The sequence below is a fragment of the Sphingomonas sp. GM_Shp_1 genome, assembly GCF_026540895.1.
Classification (GTDB): Bacteria; Pseudomonadota; Alphaproteobacteria; order Sphingomonadales; family Sphingomonadaceae; genus Sphingomonas.
In genome coordinates this window covers 38484-52724 of the sequence record NZ_JALNUR010000018.1, presented here as the reverse complement: position 1 = coordinate 52724, position 14241 = coordinate 38484, and the positions used below count along the sequence as shown (strand labels likewise).

At 66.7% G+C, this 14241-nt stretch carries 9 protein-coding genes and 1 tRNA gene; 5 read left to right on the top strand and 5 right to left on the bottom strand.

The window, feature by feature from the left end; all coding sequences use genetic code 11:
* Window positions 1-43 precede the first annotated feature (43 nt).
* The 5 genes from OXQ33_RS10790 to OXQ33_RS10770 form a co-directional block, all read right to left on the bottom strand.
* Window positions 44-2716, bottom strand: a complete 2673-nt coding sequence (locus OXQ33_RS10790) for a valine--tRNA ligase (RefSeq protein ID WP_267434691.1) — start codon at window positions 2714-2716, stop codon at window positions 44-46.
* Between the two features lie 42 nt (window positions 2717-2758).
* On the bottom strand, window positions 2759-4387 hold the full coding sequence (locus tag OXQ33_RS10785; RefSeq protein ID WP_267434690.1) for a histidine kinase famiy protein: 1629 nt from the start codon (window positions 4385-4387) through the stop codon (window positions 2759-2761).
* A gap of 87 nt (window positions 4388-4474) precedes the next feature.
* Window positions 4475-5056, bottom strand: a complete 582-nt coding sequence (locus OXQ33_RS10780) for a DUF2497 domain-containing protein (RefSeq protein WP_267434689.1) — start codon at window positions 5054-5056, stop codon at window positions 4475-4477.
* A 44-nt stretch (window positions 5057-5100) separates the two neighbouring features.
* Window positions 5101-6561, bottom strand: a complete 1461-nt coding sequence (locus OXQ33_RS10775; RefSeq protein WP_267434712.1) for a TolC family outer membrane protein — start codon at window positions 6559-6561, stop codon at window positions 5101-5103.
* A 66-nt stretch (window positions 6562-6627) separates the two neighbouring features.
* On the bottom strand, window positions 6628-7296 hold the full coding sequence (locus OXQ33_RS10770) for a protein-L-isoaspartate O-methyltransferase (RefSeq protein WP_267434688.1): 669 nt from the start codon (window positions 7294-7296) through the stop codon (window positions 6628-6630).
* A gap of 262 nt (window positions 7297-7558) precedes the next feature.
* Here OXQ33_RS10770 and OXQ33_RS10765 point away from each other — a divergent pair.
* From OXQ33_RS10765 to OXQ33_RS10745, 5 genes are all read left to right on the top strand, one after another.
* Window positions 7559-7632 (top strand) — tRNA-Cys (locus OXQ33_RS10765).
* 172 nt (window positions 7633-7804) lie between these two features.
* Window positions 7805-9676, top strand: a complete 1872-nt coding sequence (locus OXQ33_RS10760) for a PDZ domain-containing protein (RefSeq protein WP_267434687.1) — start codon at window positions 7805-7807, stop codon at window positions 9674-9676.
* A gap of 144 nt (window positions 9677-9820) precedes the next feature.
* Complete coding sequence (locus tag OXQ33_RS10755; RefSeq protein ID WP_267434686.1) at window positions 9821-10381, top strand: PAS domain-containing protein; 561 nt, start codon at window positions 9821-9823, stop codon at window positions 10379-10381.
* 50 nt (window positions 10382-10431) lie between these two features.
* Window positions 10432-13827 carry a chemotaxis protein CheB gene (locus tag OXQ33_RS10750; protein WP_267434685.1) on the top strand — a complete coding sequence of 1132 codons (3396 nt, stop codon included), beginning with the start codon at window positions 10432-10434 and terminating at the stop codon, window positions 13825-13827.
* Window positions 13820-14206, top strand: a complete 387-nt coding sequence (locus OXQ33_RS10745) for a response regulator (protein ID WP_267434684.1) — start codon at window positions 13820-13822, stop codon at window positions 14204-14206. The genes OXQ33_RS10750 and OXQ33_RS10745 overlap by 8 nt, the downstream gene beginning before the upstream one ends.
* Window positions 14207-14241 lie beyond the last annotated feature (35 nt).

Below are 14241 nucleotides of genomic sequence, written 5' to 3'. Positions count from 1 at the left end.
GGCGCGGTCCCCCTCCCCATCTGACGATGGGGAGGATTAAGCGTCAGCCAAGCCGCCCGAGTGCGGCGTGCAACCGCGCCGCTTCAGCCATCTTGTCGGCGTGGTCCGCCCGCGCCTTCTCGACCGCTTCCGGCTTGGCGCGTTCGACGAAGCTGGCATTGCCCAGCCGCCCGCCCAGCGCGTCGCGTTCCTTTTCCACCGTCGCGATCGCCTTGGTCAGGCGCTGGCGTTCGGCGTCGAGGTCGATCACGCCCTCCAGCGGCAGGACGAAGGTCGCCTCGTCCACCACCACCTGCGCCGCGCCGCCCGAAACTTCGCCCTCGGCCGCCTCGACACGGGCGAGCCGCGCCAGTGCAGAGGCCTGGCGGACCAGTCGCGCCTGCGTATCGGCATGGGCATCGCGGACGTGCATCGGCAGGCGCGCGCCCGGCGGTACGTTCAGCTCGGTCCGCGCGGCACGAATTTCGCTGACCAGACGGATCAGCCAGTCGATCTCGCGCTCCGCTTCCGGATCGAGCGCGCGGGCGTCGGCCATCGGCCAGTGCGCCACGATCAGGTCATGATCGCGCGCGCCCATCGCGTGCCACAGTTCCTCGGTGATGAAGGGCATGAACGGGTGGAGCAGGACCAGAATCTGGTCGAGCACCCAGCCCACGACCGCGCGGGTCTCGTCGCCGCCCTCTTCGCCGCCTTGCAGGACCGGCTTGATCAGTTCGAGATACCAGTCGCAGAAGCGGCTCCAGACGAACTGATAGATCGCGTTTGCCGCGCCGTCGAAGCGGTAGTCAGCCAGCGCCAGGTCGACCGCCTGCACCGTCTTTACCGTCTCGGCGATGATCCACTTGTTGACGGCCAGCGTCGCGTTGGGCGCCTCCAGCGTGGTCGACGCGCCGATGCCGTTCGCCTGGGCGAAACGCGCGGCGTTCCACAGCTTGGTCGCGAAGTTGCGATAGCCCTCGACACGGCGTTCATCCATCTTGATGTCGCGGCCCTGGCTCTCCATCGCCGCCATGAAGAAGCGCAGCGCGTCGGCGCCGTACTGGTCGATCAGGCCCAGCGGATCGACCGTGTTGCCCTTCGACTTCGACATTTTCGAGCCGTCGGCAGCGCGGACAAGACCGTGCAGATACAGCGTCTTGAAGGGCACATCTTCCATGAAGTGCAACCCTTGCATCATCATCCGCGCATCCCAGAAGAACAGGATGTCGAAGCCGGAGATCAGCACGTCATTCGGGTAACGGCCCTCCAGCGTCTTGTCGCTGTTGTCGGGCCAGCCGAGCGTCGCGAAAGGCCAGAGCGCGGAAGAAAACCAGGTGTCGAGCACGTCCGGGTCGCGGGTCAGGACCACGCCCTCGCCCGCTTGTCCCTGCGCCTCTTCCTCGCTCTCGGCGACGAACACGCGGCCATCCTCGGCGAACCAGGCCGGAATCTGGTGCCCCCACCAAAGCTGGCGGCTGACGCACCAGGGCTGGATATTCTCCATCCAGTTGAAGAAGGTCTTCTCCCACGCCTGCGGCACGATCTTGATCTTGCCCGAGCGCACCGCCTCGATCGCGGGCTGGGCCAGCGTCTTGGCGTCGACATACCATTGGTCGGTCAGCCACGGCTCGATCACCACGCCCGAACGGTCCCCGAACGGAGTCTGGATCGTGCGCGGCTCGGCGTCGTGCTCTTCGCCCTCCTTGTCGATGTGCGGGATGAGCACGCCCTCCTCCTTCAGCCGCGCGACGACCGCCTTGCGCGCGTCGGCCGTCGACAGGCCGAGGAACGCGTCGGGGATCAGACCATCGGCGGTCTGGACGATGCACGCCTTGGCATCGAGCATGTTGAGCATGTCGCGCGCTTCGATCCCGGCGCGGCGGCCGACCTCGAAATCGTTGAAGTCATGGCCGGGCGTGATCTTGACCGCGCCCGATCCCAGTTCGGGGTCGGCATGTTCGTCGGCGACGATCGGGATCAGGCGGCCAGTGATCGGCAGGCGAACCTGCTTGCCGATCAGCGCGGTATAGCGCGCGTCATCCGGGTGGACCGCGACCGCCATATCGGCCAGCATCGTCTCAGGGCGCGTCGTCGCGACCTCGATAAAGCCCGATCCGTCGGCCAGCGGATAGCGCAGGCGCCAGAAGCTGCCCTTCACCTCGCGTGTCTCGACCTCCAGGTCGCTGATCGCGGTGCCGAGCCCCGAGTCCCAGTTGACCAGCCTTTTGTCGCGGTAGAGCAGGCCTTGGGCGTGCAAGTCGACAAATACCTTCAGCACCGCCTTGCTGAAGCCCTCGTCCATGGTGAACCGCTCATTGGCCCAGTCCATCGAGCAGCCCAGGCGACGCAACTGGCCGGTGATCTGGCCGCCGCTCTCCGCCTTCCACGTCCAGACCTTTTCGAGGAACTGTTCGCGGGTGAAGTCGGTGCGCTTTTGCCCAAGCGCGTTCATCTGGCGCTCGACCACCATCTGGGTCGCTATCCCTGCATGGTCGGTGCCGACCACCCACAGCGCATCCTTGCCCTTCAACCGGGCATGGCGGACGAGAATGTCCTGCAACGTGTTGTCCAGCGCATGGCCGATATGCAGGTTGCCGGTGACGTTGGGCGGCGGGTTGACGATCGTCCAGGGCTCGGCATTGGGGCGGTCGGGGCGGAACAGGCCCTTTTCCTCCCAATGGCCATACCAGCGGGCTTCGATTGCGGCGGGGTCGAACGTCTTGGGCAGCTCAGTCATGCCGCTGCCTTAATCAGCCGCGCCCGCTTGCGCCAGATGCTATCAGGTACGAGCGCCCGGCCGGTCGAGCACCGCGCGGATCCGTTCGTTCAGTTCGGCCCGGCGATAGGGCTTGCGGATCAGTTCGTAGGACCGCGCGCCCTCATCGATCGCCTCGTCGGCGTAACCGGTGGTCAGCAGGACGCCCAGGCGCGGATAATCGCGCCGCACCGCCTGCGCCAGCGCCACGCCGTTCATGCCGCCGGGCATCAGGATATCGGTGAACAGGAGCTGGAAGTCGCTGTCCCGCGACAGATGGTCCAACGCCTCGCGCGCGCTGCGAGTCAGGACCACGTCATAGCCCAGATCTTCGAGCATCGATTTGCCCAGATCGCCGACATCGTCCTGATCCTCGACCATTAGCACGCGTTCGGCCCCGCCGCTGCGGGCGGGCTGTACCGGGGCGGGGCGGCGTTCGGATGCTCCCGCTGCCGCGCGCGGGAAATAGAGCGACAACGCCGTGCCTCCCGCCTCGCTCGGCTCGACCGCCGCCAGCCCGCCAGACTGACGCATGAAGCCATAAACCATCGCCAGGCCGAGCCCCGCGCCCTTCCCCATTTCCTTGGTCGTGAAGAAGGGGTCGAAGACCTTGTCCGCGATCTGCGCATCGATACCCGGCCCGTCATCGGCGATACCCACCACGACATACTCGCCCGCATCCAGATTGGCCGGACCTTCGGGCTGGTCGGCGGACTGGATCATGTTGCGGGTGGTGATGGTGATCTCACCCCGATGATCGGTACGGGCGATGGCTTCGCGGGCGTTGGTGACGATGTTGAGCAGCGCCATCTCCGCCTGGACCGGGTCAATCCGGCAGTTCCAGAGATTTTCCTCCAGCCGCTGGCGCAGCACCACCCCGTCCCCCGCCGTACGGTTCAGGATCGGCCGGAAATCCTCGATCAGCTGGTTGAAGTTGAGCAGCCGGTCGCGAAGCTCCTGCTTGCGTGCGAAGGCGAGCAGTTGCTGGGTCAGGGTCGCGCCGCGCGCGGCGGCGGCAGCGATCGCTTCGACCGCGCGACGACCGCTGCGATCCGCCTCTCCGACCCGCGCCTCCAATATGTCGGAATAGCCGATGATGACCTGGAGCAGATTGTTGAAGTCGTGCGCGATGCCGCCGGTCAGCTTGCCCACCGCTTCCATCTTCTGCGCCTCGTGCAGCGCATCCTCCGCCTCGCGGCGGCGCGAAATGTCCAGCTGGCTGCTGAAGAAATAGACCAGTTCGCCCGCATCGTCATAGACCGGCGAGACGAACAGCGCGTTCCAGAAGGTCGAGCCGTTCTTGCGGTAGTTGAGCAGTTCGACCGCGATCTCGTCGCGCCGTTCGACGGCGGCGCGGATTTGCGCCACCACGTCGCGGTCGGTCTCCGGCCCTTGCAGGAACCGGCAATTGGTGCCGAGGATCTCGTCCTCGGAATAGCCGGTCATGAAGCTGAAGGCTTCATTGCAGAAGACGATGGGATTGTCGGGTTGCCGGGGATCGGTAACGATCATCGGCATCCGCGTGGTCTTCACGGCCGCAAAGAAGATGTCCGACTGGCCCGAATGCGGCTGCTTCGAATCGGATATGGGGGGCGACGACACGGCGGAACGCGTCGACTTCTCGGCATCGGGCGTTTCGGGCGTGAGGGTCATGACCACCGAACCCAGCGGAACGCGCGCGGTTCCGCTCCGACGGCGATCAATATCCCGAAACCGCGCCCCTCGCCGGTCGCGAAAGGCTTAGCGCCCCTCGCGCGTGATCCGGGCGATTTCGCGGGCGACCATCGCCTCGACCATCCCCGGCAGATGGGTGTCCAGCCATTCGCGCAGCATGGGGCGGAGCATGTCGCGAACCAACCCTTCCAGGGTTCCGTCGCTGCTCGGTTCGGGCTTGACCATCATGCGGCTGAGCGCCTCCAGGGAACCGCGGCTGGCCTCGGCCGCACGGGGGCTGACGATCGCCTCTTCACCGTCATCGACGGGCTGCGTCTCGACCTTTGCTGACGAGGCGGGGGCAGACTGGGCCGGAGCGGATGGCGCGGGGGCTTGGGCGACCGGTTCGGACGCCTGGGCCATCGCGGCCTCTACTGCCGGGCGCAGCGCCGATTCGGCGGCGCGGGCGGCGGCGGCCTCGACCTTCATGCGCAGGGGCATGGGGTCGCTCAATTCCAGAACCTCGGGCGAATCATCCTCATCGACCGGCGAAGGTACGGGGCGCGGCTGGCGACGCTGACGCGCGGGCACCTCTCCCTCTTCGGCGATGATCCTTTTGATCGAGGAAAGGATTTCCTCCATCGACGGCTCGGCGCTGATCTCACCCATGACCGCAATCCCCATTGAAGCCCCCCAAGGCCCCCTGCCCGGCGTTATTGCCGGCTCGGTGCCGATGCACCTGTGGTTAATGCGGGGCTTCTGTCAACAGGGGCATTCACATCGGCATCGAGCGGGCGGGTGATCGCCGCCGTCTGGGCCGGGGTTCCGGCGGTGGTGCTGGCCACTGGCGCAGGCTCGCCATCGCCGCCCCAGTCGTTGATCTTGTTGCGAACCCGCTGGTAATTGACGACCGGATCGTAGAGGGCACCGCCGTCCAGCCCCAGGTCGCGCGCCTCCGCATTGCCCATCGCGGCGATCAGCGCGAAGCCCGCGACATAGGCATCGCGGCGCGCGGTCACCAGCGTCACCTGGCTGTTCAGCAATTCCTGTTCGGCGTTCAGAATGTCGAGCACGGTGCGGGTGCCGACGCTATTCTCGGCCCGCACGCCCTCCAGCGACAGCGAGTTGGCGCGCACCGCCGATTCGGCGGACTGGATCACCTCCTGCGAGGATTGCCACACGGCATAGGCGGAGCGGACCTGCGCCACCACCTGACGCTCGGTCCCGGTCGCGTTCTCCAGCGCCTGTCCGCGCAACGCCTCGGCCTGGCGGACCTGCGCCGCCGGGCGACCGCCCTGGAACAGCGGCATGGTCAATTGCGCACCGATGGTCGCATTCACGCCCGATACCGGCACGCCGGGGACGTTCAGCGACCCTAGATAGTTGAAATAATTGCCGCTCGACACCGCCGCGATGCGCGGCAGCCGGTTGGCGCGCGCGACGTTGATGTCATAGCGGGTCGCATCCGCCGACCGACGCGCGGCGATCAACTGGGGGTTCTGATCCAGCGCCACCGCCACCGCCTGGTTCGGCGATGCGGGCAGCGCGGGCAAAGCGGGCGGCTGTTCCAGCCCGACCGGGGCGACACCCACCACCGCGACGTAATTCTCGCGGCTGGAGATCAGATTGGCCTGGGCCGACTGAAGCTGCGCGCGGGCCTGGGCCAGGCGCGCCTCGGATTGCGCCACGTCGGTACGGGTCAGGTCGCCGACCTGGAACCGGTCGCGCGAGGCGCGCAGGTTCGTCTCCAGCACATTGACGTTGCGGGTATTGAGATTGACGATCGCCTCGTCGCGGATGACGTTCATATACGCCGCCACGACATTGGTGAACAGGTTCGCCTCCACCCCGCGCAGCTGGGCGCGGCCCGCATCGACCCGCGTCTCGGCCGCGCGCACCGCGTTCTTGACCGCCCCGCCCTGATAGAGCGGCACCGAAAGCTGCACCGCTCCGGTACCGACCCGCTCGGGATTGAGGAAGTTGTTGTTGGCGACGACGATATTGTCGGTCAGCTGCGCCGAGCTTTGCAGCGACGGCAGGCCGTTCGACCGTGCGATCGGCACATTCTCATCGGTGGCGCGCTGGGCGGCGCGCTGGCCGGTGATCGTCGGGTTGCTCTGATAGGCGCGCACCATGGCTTCCCGCAACGTCTCGGCCGAGGCCGCCCCGCCCATCAACAGGGTCGAGCCGATAAGAATACGGGAGGTCAGTCGGGAAGTCAGGTGCAGGCGCATGGTCCCTCAGAATTGGAAGGCGCGAGGACGGGCAAAGCCCGGCAGGACGGTGCATTCGGCATCGGCAAAGGCGCGGACGCCGTGGCCGCCCTCGGTCCGCCGACCGCTGGCCAGCCGGGTGACGCCGTTCTCGACCAGGCCGGTGACGATGCGGCCGCCGACCTTGACCTGCTCGATCAGAGCGGCGGGCAGTTCCTCCACCGCGCCGTCGATCACCAGAACGTCATAGGGCGCCGCGGCGGGGTTGCCCGCCTTCAGCGGCGCCTCGACGATCTCGACCTTCGGCTCACCCGCCAGCGCGGTGCGCGCGGCGGCGACCAGCTCGGGCTGCTCCTCGACCGCGACGACACCGGCGACGATCTCGGCCAGCAGCGCGGCGGTATAGCCGGTCGCCGCGCCGATCAGCAGCACGCGGTCGCCCGCCTCCAGATAGGCCTCGGTCAGCAGACGGCCCGTCGCCATCGGCAGGTTGATCGCCCGGCCATGGCCCAGGTCCAGCGTCCCGTCGCGATAGGCCACCGCCCGCAGCGCCTCGGGCGTGAAGACCTCGCGCGGCACCCGCGCCATCGCGGCCACGACCCGCTGGTCGCTGACCGCCGTGGTGCGCAGCTGGCTCACCACCATGGCGTGGCGCATCGCGTCGAAATTCGAGGAGTCGTTGCTGGTCGTCATCATGGCCCATCCCTGTCGCACAGCCGTTTTAGTTGTGCAATACACTAAATTGGTTCCCGCCGCTTCTATCGCGCAAGGGCTTTTCCGCCAAGCGGACTGGATACCCCAGCACAAGGATTTGGCCATATTGCGGCATCCGGCGGCATAATCGCTTGTAGCGATCCTCAGGCCGGAAAGACCGGGAGCGAGTTTTTGCCGCGCAATCGCATCCTGCCTGTTGACGCCGCGCAAAAAACCGCACACATGCCCGCCTCCCACGCATCGAGGCGCGATGGCGGAGTGGTGACGCAGAGGACTGCAAATCCTTGCACCCGGGTTCGATTCCCGGTCGCGCCTCCAGATTTTCCTGACATATCATCTGGATAAGACGCCACTCGACGAGAGGGACGGCGTTGTCGTCCGGCGATTCGCCGCTGCCCCGAAATAGAGCCCGGCCGCGCGCACAAAGCGGTGGACCCCGTCATTGCTCCGCGCTTAAGTCCGTACCTCAATCGAGTGAAGGGGTTCGGGCATGCGGATATGGGCGATGACGGCGGCATGGGCGCTGGCGAGCACGGCGCTGTCCCCGGTCTCGGCGCAGCAGGCCCGCCCCTCCGCCCAGGCTTCCGCGCCATCGACCGTAGAATATGACATCGCCTTTCCGCATCCCGACCATCATGAAGCGCAGGTCAGCGTGACCTATCGCGGGCTGGACCGCCAGCCCGTCCGCTTCCAGATGGCCCGCTCCTCGCCCGGTCGCTACGCGCTGCACGAGTTCGCCAAGAACGTCTATTCGGTGTCCGCCGTCGACGGGGCCGGACGCTCGCTGACCATTTCGCGGACCGATCCCTATGGCTGGACGGTTCCCGCCCACGACGGCACGGTCACGGTCCGCTACACGCTGTTCGGCGATCGCGGCGACGGCACCTATGCGCAGATCGACCCGACCCATGCGCATCTGAACATCCCGGCGACCTTCATGTGGGCCGCAGGGCAGGACGACCGGCCGGTCCGCGTCCGCTTCCACCCGCTTGCCGGATGGAAGATCGCGACGCAGCTTGCGCCGACCGGCGACCCCACCGTCTTCACCGCACGCGACCTACAATATTTCATGGACAGCCCGGTCGAGCTGTCGGCCTGGGACATGCGGAGCTGGACGGTGGGCGACGGCGCCAAGCGCTATACCATCCGCCTGACCGCGCATCATGACGGCAGCCCCGCCGATCTCGACCGGTTCGCCGCGATGGCGAAGAAGGTCGTGGCGCAGCAGATCGCGATCTTCGGCGAGGCACCACCCTATGATTATGGCACCTACACCTTCCTGGCCGATTACATGCCGCAGATCAGCGGCGACGGGATGGAGCATCGCAACTCGACGGTGATCAGCATGCCGCAATCGCTGGCGGCGGCGAAATTCGCGCAGATCCAGACGCTGAGCCACGAATTCTTCCACGCCTGGAATGTCGAGCGCATCCGTCCGGCGGAACTGGAGCCGTTCGACTTCACCCGCGCCAATGCCACGCCGTCGCTATGGCTGGCCGAGGGCTTCACCCAATATTACGGCCCGCTGGCGGTGGTCCGCGCCGAACAGATGCCGCTGGACGACTATATCGCCCAGCTCTCCGCCACGCTGAACGCGCTGCTGATCACGCCAGCGCGCCGTTACGGCGGGCCGCAGGAGATGAGCCTGCGCGCACCCTTCGTCGATGCGGCGCAGTCGATCGACCCGACCAATCCCAATATCTTCAAATCCTATTATGCCTATGGCGCGGTGCTGGCGCTGGCGCTCGACCTGGAGTTGCGACAGGCTTTTCCGACGCTGACGCTGGACGATTATATGCGCCAACTCTGGCGCACCCACGGCAAGCCTGAGCGCAGCTATCGCCCCGACGACCTCCGCGTCGCGCTGGCGCAGGTGACCGGGGATCAGGGCTTTGCCGACCGCTTCTTCGCGCGCAGCGTGACGGGCAGCGCGCTTCCCGATTTCGCGCCGCTGCTGGCCCAGGCCGGTCTGACCCTGCGTCCCCAGCATCCCGACACCGCCTGGGCGGGCGCAACGCCGGTGAAGGGCGATGGCGGCCTGACGATCGGCGCATCGACCGCGCCGGGCACGCCGCTCTATGAAGCCGGGCTGGACAAGGGTGACGAGATCGTCAGCGTCGATGGCCGCCCGGTCGCGGATGCGGCGGCGTGGAGCGCGTTGCTCGCCGCGCACAAGCCGGGCGACCGCCTGCCCATCGTCTATCGCCAGCGGGGGGGCGAGCGGCGGGCGACCATGACCCTGATCGCCGATCCCAATATGGAGATCGTGCCCGACGAGCGGATCGGACGGACGCCGACGCCCGAACAGACGCGCTTCCGCCAGGCGTGGCTGGGGCCTCGCCCCGTGGCGACCGCACCCTGACGACGCGGCCCCGGTGGCGACCGCGCCGGAACGTGCGCGGCCTTTCCCGGGTTTATCCAGGTGAATTTTTCGGGGGCGGCCGTTCGTCTCGGCACTTGCGGAGGGATAGACGCCATGCGAATGCGCGTCAGGGAGCCAGTTTGCGTGAACGATATCGATATTCCGACCCATCTGGCCAGCTATTTGGACCAGTCGCCGATCGCCCTGGCCTTGGCCGATGCATCGGACGACAATCCGCTCATCTTCATCAATCACGGTTTCCGCGAACTGACCGGCTATACCAGCGAAGACATGATCGGCCGCAATTGCCGTATGCTTCAACGGGACGCCGACAATATCGAAGCGCGCGATCGCATTCGCGAATTCCTGGCCAATGATCGCCAGGTGAACGTCCGCACCATGCTGGTCAATTTCCGCAAGGACGGCTCGCCTTTCATCAACCTGCTCTACATGTCGAAGCTGCGGCAGCTGGGCGGCAAGATGCCCTATATCTTCGCCTCGCAATTCGATGTCAGCCGGTCCCAGCCGGAGCGGCTGGCCGCCTATGACGCCGAACTGGGCAAGACGCTGGGTCGCCTGACGCCCATCCTCGCCGAGAGCGGGATCGTGCTGGAGGGCTCGCTGACCGCGATCGCCAACACGGCCGCCACCATCGCCCAGGCCAAGCTGACGCTATCGGATCTCGACCGAGCGGCCTTTCCGTGAGTGACGCCTCGCCCCGGACCGGGACGACATCGACGGACGGACGCGGCGGCATGACGGTGCCGATCGTCGGCATCGGCGCGTCCGCCGGCGGGCTGGAGGCGCTGCGCGAGATGCTGACGCCCGCCCATGCGCCGACCGGCATGGCGTTCGTGGTGGTCCAGCATCTCGACCCCAATCACGAAAGCATGCTGGCGCAGCTTCTCGACCGGCACACCAACCTCGAAGTGCGCCAGTGCGAGGGGTCGGAGCGGATCGAGGCCGATCATGTCTATATCATCCCGCCGGGCCGGGGACTGGCCATTCGCGGCGGTGTGCTGGAACTGACCGACTTCGTCCAGCCGCGCGGGCTGCGCCGCCCGATCGACGATTTCTTCCTGTCGCTGGCGAGCGACCAGCAGGCCAATGCCGCCTGCGTCATCCTGTCGGGCACCGGGGCGGACGGCACCACGGGCCTGCGCGCGATCAAGGAGAATGGCGGCGTCGGCGTCGTCCAGAAGCCGGAGAGCGCCCGTTATGACGGCATGCCGCTGTCGGCGGTGGGCACCGGGCTGGTCGATTTCATCAAGCCCGCGGGCGAGATCGTCGCGTGTCTCCAGGCCTTTTTCGCGCGTCGCTCGGGCGATCCCAAGGAGCATGAGGCGGAGGTCGTCGCCGATCATATCGACGATCTGTGCCGGGTGCTGCGCAACGCCATCGGCCATGACTTTTCGGGTTACAAGCGCACGACGCTGGTCCGCCGGGTCGAGCGGCGGATGCATGTGCTGGGGATCGGCACCGGCTCCGCCTATCTGGCGCGGGTCAAGAGCGACGCTGACGAGTGCGAGGCGCTGTTCCGCGACCTGCTGATCAACGTCACCCGCTTCTTCCGCGATACCGAATTGTTCGAGACGCTGCGGACCAAGGCGATCCTGCCGCTGATCCGCGCACGCGACCCGGACGAGGACATCCGCATCTGGGTGCCCGGCTGCTCCAGTGGCGAGGAGGCCTATAGCATCGCGATGATGTTCGCCGAGGCCGCGCGCGAGGCGGGACAGCCGCTGGCGGTGCAGATCTTCGCGACCGACATCGACGAACAGATGCTCCAGATCGCGCGCGACGGCACCTATCCCGCCGCCGCGCTGGCCGACATTCCGGCGCCTTTGCGCGAACGCTACACCATTCCCCATGCGGAGCGGTTCACCATCGCGGGGTCCATCCGCGACATGATCCGTTTCTCGAACCACAGTCTGGTCAAGGACCCGCCCTTTTCGCGGATCGACCTGGTATCGTGTCGCAACCTGCTGATCTATTTCGACGATCGGTTGCAGCAATCGGTGCTGCCGCTGCTCCATTACGCGTTGCGGCCGGGCGGCTATCTGTTCCTGGGGCCATCGGAAAGCGTCGGGCGGTTCGACCATCTCTTCCCCGCGATCGACAGCCATGCCCGGCTGTTCGAGCGTTCCGCCGCCTCCCCCTCCTACCCCATCGACCTGCCCGGCGCGACGGGCCGCACCCCCCGGCGACGCGGCGAGCGGGGCGAGCGTGACGGCGGCCATGTCAGCAGCGATGAGGGCGTGGCGCTGCGTCGGATCGTCGATCGCTATGCCCCGCCGAGCATGGTGGTGGATCAGGATGGCGGCATCCTGGCCGCGTTCGGCAAGCTGAGCCGCTATTTCACCTTTCCCGTGACCCGTGCGGGCGGGTCGAGCGCGACCACGCTGGCGCGACCGGGCCTGCGCGAAGTGATGGGCCCGATGCTGCGCCAGGCGCGCGACGCCCGCAAGCGGATCGCCGCGCGCGACGTGGCGGTGACGACCGAGTTCGGCATCCAGAAGATCGAGGTGATCTGCGATCCGCTGACCGACGGGTCGCTGCTTTTCCTGTTCCGCGATACCGCGCCGTTCAGCCCGGTCGAGATGAGCGACCTGGCCGATCTGGAGCCCGGCGACGATCATATCGAGGCGCTGGAGGACGAACTGCGCCTGACCCGCCACCGGCTGCGCTCGACCGTCGAGGAGCTGGAGACGGCGAATGAGGAGCTGAAAAGCTCCAACGAAGAAATGATGTCGATGAACGAGGAGCTTCAATCGACCAATGAGGAATTGTCGACCGTCAACGACGAGTTGAAGACCAAGGTCGATCAACTCACCCTCGCCAATTCCGATCTGCGCAACTTCTTCGAATCGACCGATCTGGCGGTCGTGGTCCTCGACCGGCATCTGCGGGTGCGCAGCTATACCGAGGCGGCGCGCTCGATCTTCCCGCTGCAACCGAGCGACCGGGGCCGGTTGCTGGCCGATGTGTCGACGCGGCTGGCCAATACGGATTATCTGGGCGGCGCGGAGGCCGTGGCCGCAGGGGGCCCGCCGTCGCAGCAGCGGGTGACGACGCGCGACGGCGAGCGGACGCTGTCACTGCGCATCCTGCCCTATCGGACGCAGGGCGACGGCATTGACGGCGCGACGCTGGTCCTGACCGACATCACCGAGGCGCTGAGCCTGGAGCGCGAACTGGCCGCCGAGCGCGAGCGTCTGGACCTCGCCATCAAGGCGGGTGGCATCGGCGTCTGGGAGTATCGCGCGGGCACCGGCGAGATGATCCTGGACGAAACCGGACGCCATCTGTTCGGCTTCGACGGACCCGAGAAGGCCGATCGCGTCGCGCAGGTGTTCGACCGGATCGTGCCCGAGGATCGGCCGGGCGTCGAACTCGCCTTGGCCGAAGCGATGGCGGGTCGCAGCGATTTCGAAATGACCTTCCGCCTAGACCTGGACGGCAAGGAACGCTGGATCAAGGGCTTCGGCCGGGTCGTCACCACGGCCGCGCCGCATCGCATGGTCGGCGTGTCGATCGACGTCACCGCCGAATATGCGATCGCCGAGACGCGCGAGCTGATGCTGCGCGAGATGAACCATCGGGTAAAGAACCTGTTCGCCATCATCTCCGGCATCGTCTCCGCCGCCGCGCGGTCGCATGGCGACGTGACCGAGATGGCCGAGGATGTGCGCGAACGGATCGCGACGCTGGGCCGTGCCCATTCGCTGGCATCCCCGGCGGGCGAGCAACAGGCGATCGAACTCGGTTCGTTGGTCGACGCGACCATCGCCCCCTATAAGGGTCAGTCGAAGATCGAGATCGACGGTCCCCGCCTGCTGGTCGACCGCCGCTGCCTGTCGCCGCTGGCGCTGATCCTGCACGAATGGGCGACCAACTCGGTCAAATATGGCGCACTGGCGCGGCGCGAGGGGGAATTGTCGGTCGGCTGGACGCTGGCCGATGGCAAGCTGACGCTGCAATGGACCGAAACGGGCGGGGAGAGCCCGACCGAGGACAATGCCAAGGGCTTCGGAACATTGCTGGTTCAGACGTCCTCGCGACAATTGGGTGCCCAGTTGGAGCGGAAAAGCATCGACGGACGTTTCATGCTGACCCTGACACTGCCGGAGACGGTACTCTCGAATGACTAAGACGGTTTTGCTGGTCGAGGACGAGTTTTTCGTCGCCATGGATCTTCAGTCGATCATCGAGGATGGCGGCTATGAGGTCGACGGACCCTATGTCAGCGTCGAAGAAGTGCTGGCGCATCTTGACGGCGATCGGCCTCAACTGGCCTGCGCCATCCTCGACGTGCGTTTGCGCGACGGGGAGGTCTTTCCGGCGGCGGAGCGGTTGAGCCAGGCTGGCGTGCCGCTGATCTTCCATTCGGGCCATGCGGACGAACAGGCGCTGCAATCGCGCTATCCGGGTGCGGCGGTATGCGGAAAGCCCTGCTCCCCCTCCCTGCTCCGCCGCACCCTGTCGATGGCGGTGTCCGGCCCCGACCAAGACGACCGCGAGGCAAGCTGAGCCCCTTGCTCCTCCCCGCCGGGGGAGGACCATCC

Bases quoted from the DNA above. Each gene is read 5' to 3' on its own strand.
- OXQ33_RS10780 (WP_267434689.1), bottom strand. From the start codon at position 5,056: ATGGGTGAGATCAGCGCCGAGCCGTCGATGGAGGAAATCCTTTCCTCG.
- OXQ33_RS10790 (WP_267434691.1), bottom strand. From the start codon at position 2,716: ATGACTGAGCTGCCCAAGACGTTCGACCCCGCCGCAATCGAAGCCCGC.
- OXQ33_RS10760 (WP_267434687.1), top strand. From the start codon at position 7,805: ATGCGGATATGGGCGATGACGGCGGCATGGGCGCTGGCGAGCACGGCG.
- OXQ33_RS10785 (WP_267434690.1), bottom strand. From the start codon at position 4,387: ATGACCCTCACGCCCGAAACGCCCGATGCCGAGAAGTCGACGCGTTCC.
- OXQ33_RS10770 (WP_267434688.1), bottom strand. From the start codon at position 7,296: ATGATGACGACCAGCAACGACTCCTCGAATTTCGACGCGATGCGCCAC.
- OXQ33_RS10775 (WP_267434712.1), bottom strand. From the start codon at position 6,561: ATGGGCGGGGCGGCCTCGGCCGAGACGTTGCGGGAAGCCATGGTGCGC.
- OXQ33_RS10745 (WP_267434684.1), top strand. From the start codon at position 13,820: ATGACTAAGACGGTTTTGCTGGTCGAGGACGAGTTTTTCGTCGCCATG.
- OXQ33_RS10750 (WP_267434685.1), top strand. From the start codon at position 10,432: ATGACGGTGCCGATCGTCGGCATCGGCGCGTCCGCCGGCGGGCTGGAG.